Below are 15,736 nucleotides of genomic sequence, written 5' to 3' on the forward strand. Positions count from 1 at the left end.
CCTCAAAGCGCATCGGCCACCTTTAATAGGCTCCTCCCGTGACGACCACCGCCACGGCGCCCACCAGGGCGTTCGTCCGCGACCGTGACTTCCGCCGGCTGCTGTTCACGCGGTTCTCCGCGCACTGGGGCAACGGCATGTACCAGGCCGGGCTGGCCGGAGCCGTGCTCTTCAACCCCGAACGCGCCGCCGACGCGCTCGCCATGGCGGGCGGGTTCGCGGCGTTGCTGCTGCCGTATTCGATCGTCGGCCCGTTCGCGGGCGCGCTGCTCGACCGCTGGGACCGGCGGAAGGTCCTGATCTTCGCGAGCCTTCTGCGGTCCTTCACCATCCTCGCGACGGCCGCCGCCGTCGGCACGGGAGCGGCCGGGATCGGGCTGTTCTCCCTGGCTCTGGCGTCCGAAGGCATCTCGCGGTTCATCGGCTCGGGGCTGTCCGCGTCGCTTCCGCACGTCGTCGAGGAGAAGTCCGTGGTCGCCGCGAACGCCTTCGCCGCGACCTGGGGTTCGGTGCTCGCCGTCGTCGGTGGCGGCTGCGCGATCGGCCTCCGTGCGCTGACCGGCGCCGACGACGCCGGTTCCGCGTGGGTCACCGCCGTCGCCGCGCTAGGCGGGATCGGCGCCGCCGTCCTGGCCTCCGGGTTCGCGCGCGGGCTGCTCGGGCCGTCCACGGTCGACGAGCCGTCGAACCCGGCACTCGCCGTCGCCCGAGGCCTGGCGGACGGCGCGAAGGCGGCCTGGCGGACGCCCAGCGTGATTGCCGGGTTCGTCGCGCTGTTCGCTCATCGCGCGTCGTACGGCATCTCGCTGCTGGTGACCGTGCTGCTGATGCGGAACCACTTCACCGACGCGGGCATCTTCCGCGCCGGGATGGCTGGGCTCGGCCAGATGGCGGCGTTCGCCGGGGCGGGGATCCTGGTCGCCGGGCTGCTGACCGCCTGGCTGATCAAGCTGTTCGGCAGGGTCCGGGTCGTGGTGGGCGCGCTGGTGCTGGCGGCGGTCGCTCAGCTCGCGCTCGGCCTGCCGATGGTGGTCCCGGCCGCGTTGCTCGCGGCGTTCCTGGTGACCGGCGCCGGGCAGGTGCTCAAACTCTGCGTCGACTCCTCGGTCCAGCTCGACGTCGCCGACGAAACGCGCGGCCGGGTCTTCGCGCTCTACGACACGCTTTTCAACATCACCCAGGTCGCCGCGGTCTCCCTGGCCGCGACGGTGATCCCGGCCGACGGCCGTTCGCCGGGACTCCTGGTCACGGCGGCCGTCCTGTACCTGGTGGGCGCCGCCGGGTACCTGCTCGCGGTGCGAAAAAGGAGAACGGCTGATAAGGCTCCCCCGTTGGCATTAGGGTGACGCTTACCGACACCGGGTGGCGTATGCCCGGGATCAAGCACTCGCGGGGGCTCAAGTGACGACGGCCGGCGACGACAGCGCACGCCTCGAAGCGCGCAATGCCGCCATGAAGGACCAGGTCGACACGCTGCTCGAACAGTTCGAGCGGCAGACGGCCCAGCTCCGGGACGCGCAGGAAGCCGCTTCGCAGACGTCGGCGACGGTGGTCTCGCAGGACGGCCTCGTCCGCGCCACCATCGACGCGACCGGCACCCTCGCCAAACTCGAAATCCAGCCGAACGCCTTCGAGCGCACCAATCCCGCGCAGCTGGCCAACACCGTGCTGACGCTGGTCCGCCAGGGATCGCTGCAGGTCAAGCAGCAGGTCGCCGAGCTGATGGCCCCGATCACCGAGGGGTTGCCGGACCTGTCGGACCTCATCGAGGGCGCTCCCTCCCTGCAAGGGCTGATGCCGGTGATCCCGGACTTCCTCGCGGAAGAGGAGGAGACGGCCGCACCCGCGAAGTCCGACGAGGACTTCGATGCCCCGCTGATGATCAAGGACGACGTCCCGCCGCCTCCTCCGCCGCCCGCACCTCCCGCTCCGCCGGCACCGAAACCGGTGCCGAAACGGGTGCGTCAGCAGGACGACGATGAGGAAGAGCCGCCCTCGAGCTGGCTGACCAGGGGAGTCTGATGCCGAACGGTGGGGGTGGCGCCGGGTTCACCGCGGATCCGGAAGCGGTGAAGACGGCCGCGGCGAAACTGGGGATCGCGGCCGACCAGCTGGACGAAGCGGGCAAGGAACTGCTGGCCGCGATGAACTCGCTCGGCCAGTGCTGGGGCAACGACGACGCGGGCAAGGAGTTCGCGAAGGACTACGAGCCCGGCGCGCAGGGCTCGTCCGAAGGATTCGCGAACGTCGTCGAGGCGCTGCGGGGCATGCAGCACAACGTCGAGCGGTCGATGACCGCGTACACGAACGCCGAGGAAGAGATCAAGTCGACGCTGGACAAGAAGGTCTAGCGCCGTGGGTATGGAGATGCCCGACGCGGTCAAGTGGCTGTTGCCGATCGTCGTCGGGGAAAGCTGGCCCGAAGGCGACGAAGACAAGCTCCGCGAACTGCGCGACGCCTGGCACAACGCGTCGAAGGCGATCCAGCCGATCGCCGACACCGCGACCAAGGGCGCCACCGAGGTCCTCGGCGGCTGGAGCGGCGAGGGCGCGGAGAAGTTCGCCGAGGCGTGGAAGAAATTCGTCGAGGGCGACGAGGCGTACTTCAAATCGCTGGCCGATTCCTCGAAGGCACTCGGCGACTCGTGCAACGCGACCGCGCTGGACGTCGAATACACGAAGTACATGATCATCATCTCGCTGGTGATCCTCGCCGCGCAGATCGTCGCGATGATCGCGGCCGCGGCGGTGACGTTCGGCGGGTCGACCGCCGGGATCGCGCCGGCGCAGATCGCCACCCGGATGACCGTCCAGATGATCTTCCGGCAGCTGATGCAGAAGCTCGCGCAGGAAGGCTTCAAGAAGGTCGCGAAGGAACTCCTGGAGAAACTTCTCAAGGAGGGCCTGAAGAAGATCGGCAAGGAGGTCCTGCAGAACACGGCGATGAACCTCGCCATGGACGCGGGTATCCAGGGTCTCCAGATGGCCAAGGGCGACCGCGAGAGCTGGGATTTCAGCAAGACCAAGGATTCCGCGATCAGCGGCGCCGTCGACGGCGTGGTCGGCGCGGGCAGCAGCAGTATCGGCAAGGGCGCCACCAAGGGACTTTCCGACAGCGTCGGCGGCCAGATCGTCGACAGCGCGGCGCGGGGTGCGGTGCGCGGCGCGGCGGAAGGGGTCGCCAGCACGGTCGGGCAGGCCGCCGTCACCGGCGACCTGGACAAGCTTTCGGCCAAGGACGTGCTGATGGGCGCGTCCGGCGGGGCCGTCGGCGGTGGTGTCGACGGGGCGAAGAACCAGATCGGCGACATCAAGGCCGCGAACACGCCCGGCGACTCGGGTCCTCCCACGCCGGATGTGGATACCGGGGATGAGGGGACGCCTTCGCGTACTCCGGGGTCTTCGGATTCCGGCTCTTCTTCGGACTCGCGGTCGTCCTCGGACTCGGGCTCTTCTTCCGACTCGCGTTCTTCGTCGGGCTCGGACTCTTCTTCTTCGGACTCGCGTTCCTCTTCGGATTCGCGTTCTTCTTCGGATTCGGGCACTTCATCGGAACCGCGTTCTTCTTCGGATTCCGGTTCCTCTTCGCGGTCGGACTCTTCGCCGGATCCGGCGCCACGGTCCACTTCGGACGGTCAGGCGGCTTCGAGCCGCGGTTCGGACGGCTCCGCCGACCCGCAGCCGCGCTCCGAAAGCGGCCCGCAGCGGGCGGCGGACAGCGACCGGATCAGCCAGTCCTCGACGCAGGCCCCGGAACGTCCGGCCGACACCCCGGCGAACACCGGTGACGGTCAGCGTGCGGCGCAGACCCACCAGAACGCTCCGGCGGCCGCCGCCGACAACGGTTCCGGTCAGCAGCAGCAAGCCGCTGCCGGTCAGCAGCAGGCACCGGCCCAGACACCGGCGGGTGGTCCGGCGCCCGCTTCGGGCCCAGCGCCGAGCCCGTCACAGGGCCCCGCGCCCGGTCCGGCACCGGGCCCGTCGCCGAGTCCTTCGCAGTCCAGCGCGATGCCGCCCGCCGCTTCCACGGGTGCGCCGTCGAGTTCGGGTGGGTACGGCATGGCGTCGAACCCGGGTTCGGGCTCGCCCGCTCCGTCGGGTGGCTACGGCATGGCACCCGGCGGCAACGGGCCCACTCCCGGCGGCGGTTTCCCGCCTCCCGGGCATGATCCGGCTCGCCCGGTCCGCCCGAACGACAGCGTCCAGGCCGCGGGTTTCGCGGGCAACGGCGGGCCCCAGCAGCCGCGGTTCGACCAGCCGCCTGCCCCGATGCCCTTCCAGGGCCAGCAGCCGATGCAGCCGCCACCTCCGGGTGGTTTCGCGCCGCCGCCTCCGCCGCCTCCCGGTGGTGGTGGCCCCATGCCACCGCGAGGACCGCAGGGTCAGCCCGGTCCGATGGGCCCTCGCCCGCCGCAGCAGCACCCCGGTCAGGGTGGGTATCCGCAGGACCGCGGGCCGCGTCAGCGTCCTCAGCAACCGCCGCAGCCGCCCGGACCGCAGGGTCCGCCGAGGCCGCCTCAGGGCTATCAGGGCAGGCCTGGACCTGGTCCGGGCCCGAACGGCGGGGTCCCGCCGCGTCCGCAGACGCCTCCGCCCGGTCCGCCTCCGGGCAACCGCGGTCCGGCCGGCTATCCGCCACCTCCGCCGCGGCCCCAGCACCCGGGCAACGGTCCGTTCCCGGGCAACCGCGGCCCCATGCCGCCGCCACCCGGTCACCACCCCGGACAGCCGGGGCATCCGGGACAGCCCGGCAGGCCGATGCCGCCTGGTGCCGAGCCGCCGCGGTTCGGTGGTCCGCAGCGTCCGCCGCAGGTGCCTGCACCGCGTCCTGGCCACGACCCGAACGCGGGCCCTCAGCAACCGCAGCGTCCGCCGCAGCAGCAGCCGCCGCCGGTGCGGCCGGTGGAGCACGCGCCGCAGCAGGCACCTCAGGACCGCGGCCAGAGCAACCTGCCCAAGGACACCGAGCTCCCGAAGGACACCGGGGTCCCGAAGGACACCGAGGCTCCCAAGGACGTCGAAGCTCCCAAGGACACCGAGGCTCCGAAAGACACCGAAGCTCCCAAGGACGCCGAGACCCCCAAGGACGTCGAAGCTCCCAAGGACACCGAGACCCCCAAGGACACGGACGTCCCCAAGGACGCCGAGGCGCCCCAGGACGTCACGTCCGACGACCGGACCACGGTCGACGAGCCGTACCTGACGGATCCGGACTTCCACACGGACGATCCCGCCGCCTACCGCGCGCTCGCCGAGACGCAGATCGACAAGCGCGGTTTCGACAAGGACACCGGGGAAGCGCGGAGCGAACAGGTCCGCCGCGAAGGTCTCGCCAAACGCGACGCCCACGAAGATCCGCGCGTCAGGGAGATGTCGGATCAGGGCGCCTACGCGGTGCACAGCTACACGCGCACCGACATGGCCGAGCGGATCACGCACGCCCAGCGTCACGGTGGCGCGGAGCTGGAGGCGCTGCGCCCGCATATCGAGGCGATCACCTCCGGCCTCAACGAGATGCCCGCCTACGAGGGTCTCGTCTCGCGGCGGGTGAACTTCGGCGGCAACGAGAGCGCGATCCGGGCCTTCCTCGAAGCGCACGCCAAGGGCCAGGTCATCGTCGACCCGCAGATGCTGAGCACGTCGCGGGTCACGCCGGAGCATCCGCGCAGCACCTTCCCCGGCGAAGTCGAGATGCGCATCCAGTCGAAGACCGGACGCCACATCGAAGACCTCGCTTCGAAGAAGGAAGAACGCGAGGTGCTGATGAAGTCGGCGACGCAGCTGCGCGTCACCGACGTCAAGATGGGCCCGGGTCATCCCGACCACCCGGACTACCAGAAGCGCCTCGCCGACGGGTCGCCCAACGACCTGCCGAAGTGGATCGTCGAATGCGAAGAGGTCGTCGCCGGTGACGACGGCCACCTGAGCCCGGACGAGGTCCACCAGAAGGTCGCCGAGCGGCGCGACTACAACAACGCCGTGCAGGAGCGGCTGGCGCAGGAGGCCGCCGACCAGGAGGCCCAGCTCCGCCGTGATCACCCGGAGCTGTTCCAGGGCCAGGGCCTCGCGGGGCTCGAAACCAAGGTGGCCGACGGCAAGGGCGGCTGGATCGACGTCACCGACGCCCCGGTCCGGGAGCTTCCGAAGCCGCCGAGAGAACACGTTCCCGACGGTGGCTGGTCCGAGCTGGCGAAGCCGCTCGAAGAGGGCGGGACGCCGGTCATCCACGCCGGTTCGACCGAGACGCCGCACCAGCAGGTCCGGCTGCTCATGGACGAGGTCCCCGCGATCGGCGAGGCCAACACCCGCAACTACTACGCGCCCGAATCGTGGAAGAACGGCTACCAGACGAACTCGGCCGAGGCGCTGGTCGCGTTCGAAGACCGGATGAACGGCGGCGACTCGGTCGCCTCGCCGTCGGCGGGCGGTTCACCGCTGCAGCACGTCAGCGACCGGCTCGGCGGGCAGTGGTCCGACCGCAACGGTTTCGCCGACATCGCCCGTGAGCTGGGCGAACGTCCGGTCGGCGCGCGGACCGCGGTGGCGTTCGAGCATCACGCCGCCGGCGATCCGAACGCGCCGGAAGGCTCGCCGCGGTCCAAGGACCGGATCGAGACCCGGATCGTCGCCGCGGTGAACACGCCGCACGGCGTGGTCTTCGCCGACCCGATGACCGGGCGGCTCGCGACGCTGCCCGACGATCCGACGTCGATCAAGGCGATGCCGATGGGCGGCGGCGACGCTCCGCACGTCGACAGGACCCCCGAGACCGAAACGCCGGTCCAGGAGGCGCCCAAGACCGAACTCGACATCGCCGACCGGCTCAAGGGCCCGGAGGAAACCCCCGCGCGAATCGACGAGAGCTACCTCTCCGACGACGGATTCCGTGGCACGCCCGAGGATCACAAGAGCCTCCGGGACCGCTACGACAGCGCCGAACTCGCCGAGCAGGCTCGCGAGAAGGCGCTCAAGCGGCTCGAAGCCAGCCCGCTGAAGGACCGCGTCTCGCCCGAAGCCGCCGAAGCGATCTACTCGTACTCGCGCGAACACGCCTACGCGATCAACGAAGCCAACCGCAAGGGTGAAGCGCACCCCGACTTCGAGAACGCCCAGCGCAGCACCCGGGCGATCGTCGGCGCGCTCAACGAGCTGCCGGACTTCCACGGCGAGGCCATCCGCGGCATCGACACCAAGGGCGACATGCGGGCCGCGGCGATCATGGCGGCGCACTACGAACCCGGCCAGACCGTCCCCGAGCCGACGATGACCAGCTCGACCATCAAGACCTCGCCGGACACGAAGTCGAAGTTCGGCGAAGACGTCGAGATCCACATCGTCTCGAAGACGGGCAAGGACGTCTCGTCGCTCGCCGAGAACCCGCGCGAGAACGAGGCCATCAACAAGCCTGCCACCCAGCTTTACGTGCACAGCAAGGAGTTCAAGACTCCGCCGCTGGTCGACCGGCCGAAGTGGGTCATCCACGCCGAAGAGGTCACTCCCGGCGACCCGCGCTACCTCGACCCCGAGACCGCCAAGCAGAAGATGGACGAGCGGCGGGCCCGGCACGCCGCGGAGGCGCCGGAACTCGCGCGTCTGGCCCAGGCGCAGTCGATGGCGCGCCTCGGCGGCTTCGACGAGCCGCAGACTCCGCACGTCACGACGGAGAACCCGGCGGACCACGGCGTCGCGGACGTCGAAAAGGGACCCGAGTACGGCGAGCAGCCCGTCACCGACGACACGATCGAGCTGCCCACGCCCGAGCGGGACTACTCGTCGATGGCGGTCGCGACGAACCCGCCGAGCGAACCGGCGATCCACGCCGGTTCGGCGAGCCCCGCGCAGCAGGCCGCGTACATCGCCGACCGGCATCCGCGGCTCGGCGAGGTCAACCCGCATTTCAACGACCCCGACGCGCTGGCGAACGGCTACCGCTCCAACTGCACCCGCACACCGGGCGCGTACATGGACCGGCTGAACGGCATCGACTCGACCGCCGACCCGCTGCTCGTGCACGAGATGGACAGCCGCGGCACGCTGGAGCACGTCGAGGGGCGGTTCGGCGGGCAGTTCTCCGACCGCGCCGACTACGACACCGTCATCCGCGAGATGCGGGGGATGCCGACCGATCACCACGCGGTGGTCGCGGTGAAGTACCTCGACGAGAACGGGGTCGAGCGCGGGCACGTCGCGATGGTGGCGAACACGCGGGACGGCGTCGCGTTCATCGACCCGCAGTCCGGCGCGCTGATGAACCTGCCGCATCCGCCGCTGGGCGTGAAGCTGATGCACGTCGGTGTCCCGGAGGGCCCGGCCGCGCAGCACGTCGACCCGCGGATCGCTTACGCCATGGAAGACACACCCGACGTGCAGCCGTCGCGGATCGGGCCGGACGGCCGTCCGATCGTGACGCCGCCGCAAGACGCGGGTTACGGCATGGCTCACGACGAGCCGGCCCAGGGTGACCGGGCCGATGGCGAGCGGTTCCTGAACGATCCCGAGGTCGCGGCCGCGGTGGACGGGCTGGACCCGGACAAGAAGCGGGCCGTCCACGAGGACGAGAACGGGGTCAAGCACGACGTCGGTCCCATGCGGGACTTCATCCGCGAGCATCTGCCCGCGCATCCGGAACTCGTCCGGCTGATGGAGCACCCGGACAACGCGTACCTGCGGGCTTCGCTGCTGAACAACCCGATGACCATCGGCAGCCTGCTGCTGCACCCGGAAGCCATCCCGATCCTCGAAGACGCCCTGCGCGACGTCGAGGAACGCGGCTACCAGATGATCGACGACGTCCGTGAGGACGGTCCCGGCGACACTCCGCTGACGCAGGAGCAGCGGGACCTCGCGAACGCGGCGGCGGCCATCGCCGCCGACGTGGAGCCCGGCGATCAGTACCACGCCGGCTTCGACCGCGCGGACAAGGGCGACGACGCGAAGATCCAGGAGTTCCTGGACGCCGAGCGGCAGGCGTGGCCCCAGAACCAGGGCGACCTGAACCGGATCGCGGAACGGATCGCGGACGAGAACAACGGCGACGCGTCGGGCAGGCCCGGTCCGAAGGACGACGACCGCGCCAAGGCGAAGATCGCGGGCTACGACGGCGACGCGTCGAAACTGACCGACCTGGTCGGCGTGAAGATCCAGTTCGACACGCTGGCCGACGTCTACAACGCGCTGAACGCGGTGATGGACGATCCGGACCTGGAGATCGTCAGCTTCGACGACCGCTTCGCGAATCCGCAGGACAGCGGGTACCGCGATCTGCAGATGAACGTCCGGCTGCCGAACGGGCACGTCGCCGAACTGCGGCTGCACCTGAAACACATCGACACCGTGTCGGCCTACGAGCACGCCTTGTACGAGGTCCGCCGCGACTTCCCGACGTACAACCGGACACTGGACGAGAACAACAAGAAGAGGTTGTCCCCGGAACAGGCCCTGCTGGAAGCCGCGTTGATGGACCGGGTCCGGGAGAAGTTCATGGCCGGTCTCCGCAAGGGCCTGCCTCCTGAGGAGAACACGTGAGCCAGACGCCGTCCTTCTACACGTACTTCGGGAAGACCTACCGCGTCGAGCCGACCCCCGACGGGGGCCTGACCGGTTTCCTCCTCAACCTGAGCACCGGCGAGTTCGACGAAAAGCCGGAGCACGTGCGTGAGGTCATGTGGGCGATGGCGAGTTCGGACATCAGCAAGGTGTCCGAAGAGAAGTTCGTCCAGGAGACCGAGCGCGCCCGGGCGTACGAGCTCAAGGGCGGCGGACCGATCTTCGCGCTCTACGAGACCATCGACGGCTTGTACGCGCAGGCGAAGCGGGAGAACCGCCGCGTGGAACCGCAGGAATCGGCGCTGATCCAGTCGCTGCGCAAACGCACCTTCAAGATGTGGGAGGACGAGCTGGCCCGCCGCGCCGCCGGGGAGCCGCCGACCTTCCGGGCGGAACCACGTTTCCCGAACCGGGCGCGATGATTCACGTGGAACAACTCACTCCGGGACAGCAACGCGGGCTGCTGGTCGAGATCGGCAAGCTCATCCGCTCGGGTGCCGCCGACGCGGCGCATCCGGCCGTCGCCGATTTCCGGCAGGCCGGGGACCACACCGAACTAGAGGGCCACAACTGCACGCCCGCGCCCGAGCTGACCGAACTCTTCGGCAGGCTGCGCACCGGCATGTACGCGATCGGCCGGGGGACGTGGCTCCAGTCGCGGTTCACGCTGAAACCCGACGGCACCTTCGACTTCGACTTCACCCTCGACGACGAACCGTCGTGGACCCGGCCTCCGGGGGCTTCGGCGTACCCGGACGAGCTGGCCGCGTTCCCGCGCGACGACGAGCACGTCCCCGACTGGTGGCGCCTGCGCGCGCAGCTGCCGTTGCGCGTCGAGTTCCGGCACGCCCGGATCGTCGACGCGTACACCGAGGGCGAGCCGCCCGTGGTGGACAGACCGGAGCTCGACGAGTCCGAAGCTCCGCTGATCGCGCAGTACCTGGAGCGTGAACCGGCGATCCTCTCCGGCAGCGGGCTCGGGAAGGACATCTTCGATCCGGAGGCCGACGGCGACGTCCCGGAGAGCTACCACACCGACGGCACCTGGATCTGGCACGCGTCCGTGCCGCACTACCTGCGGAAATACGGGATCCCGCCGGAGCCGGACCTGGTCGCGCACATCCGCGGCCAACGGTTCCAGCCGCCGTACGTCGAGCACCTCGTGCGGCGGACCGCGGAAGCGGACCTGCTCGGCAAACCGCGGCCGAAGCCGGGCCGCTCCGACGTCAAGAAGACCGAGGGCGACATCGCCGCGGAGCTGGAGACGTCGCCGAATCCGGTGCTGACCGACGAAGAACTCCTGGTCGTGCTGGTGAGCAGGCTCGGCGAGCACGCCGTCTGGCCGGAGGCCTACCGCATCGGCGACCGCGCGGACGGCGCCTGGTGCCTCAACTTCACCGAGAAGGGCTGGGAGGTCGCGGCCTATTCGGACGGCGCCCCGGTGTCGCCGAAGTACTTCGACAAGCTCGAAGACGCGTCGCATCAGCTTCTCGGCGCGCTCCTCCTGCATCCGGCGAGGATGACCGCCGGACACGAGACACCACTGGAGACGGCGAAGGAACTCGCCGACTGGCCGGTGCAAGCGGCGCCGGGTGAGCCTCCCCTCACCTTGCTCCGCAACAAGCGCGTGAGCCGGATGGTCGCCGGTACGGTCGTACTGCGGTTCGGCGAGGAGACCGGCAATCTGGTTCATCACGGAGGGGTACGGTTCGCCACGACGTCCCTGCCGCTGGAACGGGAGCGCGTCGGTGGGACCTACCGGCTGCGCCGCCCGCTCCACGTGATCATCGGTGTCACCGTCCCCTGGGCGAACATGCCCGGCGGGGCGGTGGCCTACGTGCTCCCGAGGACCATCGCCGAGCACGTGTCCGACGGCAGCCTGGAGAGGATCGAGTAGGTGGAATCGGCGGAAGCGGTAGCCAAGGTCGAAGAGTGGCTGCGCGCGGTCCACGGTCCGGACGTGTCCGAACCGGGCGGCGCCGGCCTGCGCGTCGACCACGAGAAGGTCCTGCGCATCCCCGAGGGCTGGTCGGTCCCCTACAACACGATCGCCTTCCTCGACGAGGGTCATGCCGAGAAGGAGATCTTCCCGCCGCCGTCGGTGATCGTCCGCGAACCGGACGGCGAGCTGCGCCAGGCGCATCCGCAGCCCGGCGGCCTCAGCGTCCCGGTCGCGTTCCCTGGACAGGAGGCGTGGCGCGAGGTCGTCGACCCGGAGTACGCCAAGGCCGGGCTCGGTGACCTCGGTGTCCCGCCGCCGGTCGTCGCGGGCTGGGTCAAGGTCAACGCGGAAGGCGTGCAGACCGGGGAGGAACGGGAGAACCCGGAGTACAAGGCCGGTCCGATCCGCCGTGGCTACCCCAAGCCGGAGAACAAGCTCGAAACGCTGCTGTCGTTCGCCAGCGTCGGCTGGCTGACCAGGGAACAGCTGCTCATCGGGCTGCTGCGCTGCGAGGTCTACGTCCCGCTCGACCTGGCGTCGGGCAAGACGGAACGGTTCTACTTCAACGAGGAACGCGCCGAGCTGCGGGTGTTCAGCTCGACCAGGAACCTCCCGTCCCGTGAGCACGGGTACTGGAAGGTCGACATCGCCACCCTCGCGGGTTACGAGAGCCCGCCGAACCTGGTGATCAACGGCGGTCCCGCGACGTTCGAGGACGTCAGCGGCGCCGAACTCGCCGAGACCGCGCTCCGGTTCCCGCGCCGGGGCCCCGGCGTCGACGTCAACGAGCGCTGCCCGGAGGCCGACCCGGAGCTCGAGGCGCTCGCCGTCGACACCGCCGCGAAGATGGGTCTGTCCGAGCCGGTCAAGCCGCCGCTGGCCGCCGCCGAACGGGCCCGCCGCCGCGGGTTCGAGCTGAGCGCCGAGGAATGCCAGAAGACCGTCCTCGGGCAGTCGTGGCTGGCGCGGCTGCGGCAGCCGGAACCACCCCGTAGCCGTCCGAACGACCTGCGGGCCAACGGGCTGGCGCCGGGCTACGACAACGAAGGCCAGATCCAGCCGCGCCTGGACACCTTCGGCAAGTACTTCGAGCGAGACCGCTCCAGCTCGCGTTACGGCTGGCAGCGTGTCACGGGCGCGTACGTCGGCTTCGCGCTCGGCGAGGCGCTCGGCGCGGCCGTGGACCGGATGCGGCTCGACGAGATCCACAGCACCTACGGCCCGGACGGCGTCACCGATCTGCCGGTCGCGTTCGACCTGCCCGGCCGGATCGGGCCGCTCACCCAGCGGCTGCTGTTCTACACCGAGGCCGTGATCCGCAGCCCGCATCGCGAGCAGCCGGAGAACCGCGACGCCGAAAAGGCGCTCGGGACGGTCGCGCGCAACTCGCTGATGCGCTGGCTGCACACCCAGGGCGCGCCGCTGGACAACGCCGACGGCTGGCTCGTGAAGGTGCCGGAGCTCCGCGTCCGCCGCACCCCCGACGACGCCGAACTGAACGCCTATCACGCGCTGGCGACCATCTCGCCGACCGCGATGCCGATGAGCGGACCGGACGCGCTGGTCGCGGCGCTGCCCGCGGCGATGACCGCGGCCGGGCCCGGGACCGCGATGAGCGGCGGCGTCCGCCAGGCGGTGCGCGACCTCGTCGCGGTGACCCATCCGGGTGAGGTCGACGTCGAAGCGGCCACCTACCTGACGTGGCTGTTCGAACCCGCGCTGACCGCGGAGGCGTTCAGCTACCCGGTCTGGAACACCTCCCGGGAGATCTTCAGCGACCAGAACCCGCACCAGCGCGGGCCGGTCTGGGCGGATCTCAAGGCGATGGTCGCGGAATCGGTGCCGTTCTTCGGCAAGCACGGCCTGCCCGATCTGCGGGTCCCGGAGCTGATCGGCGACGGCAAGGGCACGCTTTCGGTGCTGGGCCGCGCGTTCGCGGCGCTGTCCGGGTTCGAGAACTACCCGGAGCAGGCGCTGCTGCGGGCGGTCAACCACTCCGGCCGCAGCGCGATCACCGGTGCCATCGCCGGCGCCCTGCTCGGCGCCCGCACCGGCATCCCGGGCCTGCCGCAGAAGTGGGTCGAGCAGCTGGAACTGCGCTACCTGGTGGAGAACATCGCCACGGACGCGTTCTGGCATTTCGACCGCCACTCGGCGCTGCACGAGGTCGACGGCTGGGCCCAGCGGTATCCGCGCTGGTGAAATCGGGAATGGGGACGATGAACGAAGAGGAAGCCGTCAGCCGCGTCGAGGAGTGGCTGGCGGGCCGAGGCGGGGAGGGCACCGGCGCGCTGCGGGTGCGCCGAGACTACGTCGTGCGCGCGACCGACGGCTGGAACGTCACGTACAACACCGTCGGCTGGCTCGACGGGACCGATCCCGGCGCCGGTCTGTTCCCCAGCCCGGTCGCCTTCGTCCCGGACGACGGCGGCGAGATCCGCCTCGACCTGGAGCTGATGGCCGTTTCGGCGGCAGGCGAAGACACCGACGCCTTCACCCGGTGGGCGGAGATCGTCGACCCCGAGTTCGACCCGGACGCGGTGCCCGGCCTTCCCGTGCCGAAGGCGGCGATCCTGCGCTGGGAGCAGCACACGCTGTACGGCGAGCCGACCGGCGCGGTCCGCGCGAACCCCGACCACCGGCCGGGGCCCCGGTTCTCCGGCCGCCCGGCACCGGAAAGCCCGGTCGAGACGCTGCTCGGCTACCTGCGCGTCGAGTGGATCACGCCGGAGGAGTTCGTCCACTGGATGCTCGACCTCGACGTCCTCGCCCCGATCAAGGACGGCCACCTGCAGGCCCGCGACTTCGGTGACGCGGGTGCGCGGTTCGTCGTCTACACCTCCGAAGCGCAGGTGCCGTCGGAGTACACGGCATGGCAGCGGGTGCAGCCCCGTGTGCTCCTTCGCCGGGCCAAGGACAATCCCGGGGTCGGCCTGCTGGTCAACCCCGGGCGTCCGGAGACCTTCAACGTCTATCCGGAGACGCTGCGGCAGGTCGCCGATCTCGGCCTTCCGTCGGGCACCGAACGCCCCGAGTCCGTCGAGCGTCCCGCGTACTTCAGTGGTGAGTACGACGGGCCCGCCGTCGCGAACCTGCGGAGCCTCGTCGACCAGGCCAGGGACAACGGCTACCCGCTGAGCAGCGACGAGCTCACCCGCTTCGTCCGCGCCTCGACGCTGTCGTTCGAGCGCTCCCGGGCGAAGTACGACGGCCGCCCGCTGCCGGAACTGCCCGAGGATCTGTTCGCCAACGGCCTCGTGACGCACTTCTACGACAACGGCGAACCGCGCCCGAGCGCCTGGACCTTCGGGAAGTTCTACGACCCGACGCTCCCTGTCGGCAGCTTCGCGTACCCGCGGCTTCTCGGCGCGTACGTCGGCTTCGCGCTCGGAGACGCCCTGGGCTCGGGTGCCGATCCCGCCGACGGTTTGCCGCTCGGCGGGCTGACCCGGCAGCTGCTGTTCCACACCGAGTCGGTGATCCGCGGCCTGGATCCGACGCCGGACAAGCCCGAGATCCCGGCGTCGCTGCCCGCGGGCGGACGGCCGGACGGCTGGGTCGCCAAGGCCACCGCGGCCGCCGGACCGGCCCCCGCGGAGTTCTCGGCCATGCTGGCGACCGCGCTCGCCGCCACGGTGACCGGCGGCGTGCAGGGTCCCGCCGACAGCACGTTCTACGCGATGAAGGTCGTCCGCGAGCTGGTCGGATCCGCCGCGGGTCACGAGGTCGTCCACGGCGCGGAACTGCTGGTGAACGTCTTCCGCGCCCAGCTCGCCGCCCAGAACGGTGAACCGGCGGTCGCGAACTTCCTCGAAGGCTTCGACGAGTACAGCGGCGAGGTCGGTGAGCTGGTCAAGACCGTGCTCGACCTCCGGAACGACATCGACGGGAGCAGCGCCGCTGACGTCGAGCAGTTCGACAGCATCGGCGACGGCCGGACGCCGCTTTCGGTGCTCGGCCGGGCGCTGTTCGCCGCCGCGAAACGGGGTTACGACGCCGAAGCGGCGCTGGCGCTGGCCGCGCGCGGGGGCACCGTGACCGCGGCGCTGACCGGGGCGATGGTGGGCGCCAGGCTCACCGTGCCCGGACTGCCGGAGTCCTGGCTCGCCGCGTTCGCCGATCTCGGCGTCGTCGACGCCATGGCGGGCGACGCGTATTACTACTTCAACCGCTTCGGCCTGCCCCGCGAGCCCGAAGAGCGGCGGCGCTGGGAAGCGAACCGGTATCCACGAGGAGATCAGTAGAGAA

Annotated in this window: 8 protein-coding genes; all 8 read left to right on the top strand. The window is 70.4% G+C overall.

Annotated elements, in window-relative coordinates; genetic code table 11:
- Positions 1–38 precede the first annotated feature (38 nt).
- The 8 genes from ACZ1DY_RS44360 to ACZ1DY_RS44395 are packed head-to-tail and all read left to right on the top strand — an operon-like array spanning position 39 to position 15,732.
- The gene (locus ACZ1DY_RS44360; protein WP_465483226.1) at positions 39–1,346 is read left to right on the top strand and encodes an MFS transporter; all 1,308 of its coding nucleotides are present in this window, start codon (positions 39–41) and stop codon (positions 1,344–1,346) included.
- Positions 1,347–1,401: 55 nt separating this feature from the next.
- A complete protein-coding gene (locus ACZ1DY_RS44365; RefSeq protein ID WP_465483227.1) occupies positions 1,402–2,022 on the top strand; it encodes a YbaB/EbfC family nucleoid-associated protein in 621 nt (206 codons plus the stop codon).
- Positions 2,022–2,351 carry a WXG100 family type VII secretion target gene (locus tag ACZ1DY_RS44370; protein WP_126734733.1) on the top strand — a complete coding sequence of 110 codons (330 nt, stop codon included), beginning with the start codon at positions 2,022–2,024 and terminating at the stop codon, positions 2,349–2,351. Before ACZ1DY_RS44365 ends, ACZ1DY_RS44370 begins: the two co-directional genes overlap by 1 nt.
- Positions 2,352–2,361: 10 nt before the next feature.
- A complete protein-coding gene (locus ACZ1DY_RS44375) occupies positions 2,362–9,525 on the top strand; it encodes a WXG100-like domain-containing protein (RefSeq protein ID WP_465483228.1) in 7,164 nt (2,387 codons plus the stop codon).
- Positions 9,522–9,968, top strand: a complete 447-nt coding sequence (locus ACZ1DY_RS44380) for a hypothetical protein (protein WP_465483229.1) — start codon at positions 9,522–9,524, stop codon at positions 9,966–9,968. Before ACZ1DY_RS44375 ends, ACZ1DY_RS44380 begins: the two co-directional genes overlap by 4 nt.
- Positions 9,969–9,973: 5 nt before the next feature.
- The gene (locus ACZ1DY_RS44385) at positions 9,974–11,443 is read left to right on the top strand and encodes a TNT domain-containing protein (RefSeq protein WP_465483230.1); all 1,470 of its coding nucleotides are present in this window, start codon (positions 9,974–9,976) and stop codon (positions 11,441–11,443) included.
- Complete coding sequence (locus ACZ1DY_RS44390) at positions 11,444–13,690, top strand: ADP-ribosylglycohydrolase family protein (protein ID WP_126734736.1); 2,247 nt, start codon at positions 11,444–11,446, stop codon at positions 13,688–13,690.
- 17 nt (positions 13,691–13,707) lie between these two features.
- Positions 13,708–15,732 carry a YrhB domain-containing protein gene (locus tag ACZ1DY_RS44395; protein WP_465483231.1) on the top strand — a complete coding sequence of 675 codons (2,025 nt, stop codon included), beginning with the start codon at positions 13,708–13,710 and terminating at the stop codon, positions 15,730–15,732.
- Positions 15,733–15,736 lie beyond the last annotated feature (4 nt).

It is taken from the genome of Amycolatopsis sp. PSD-21 (assembly GCF_055561455.1).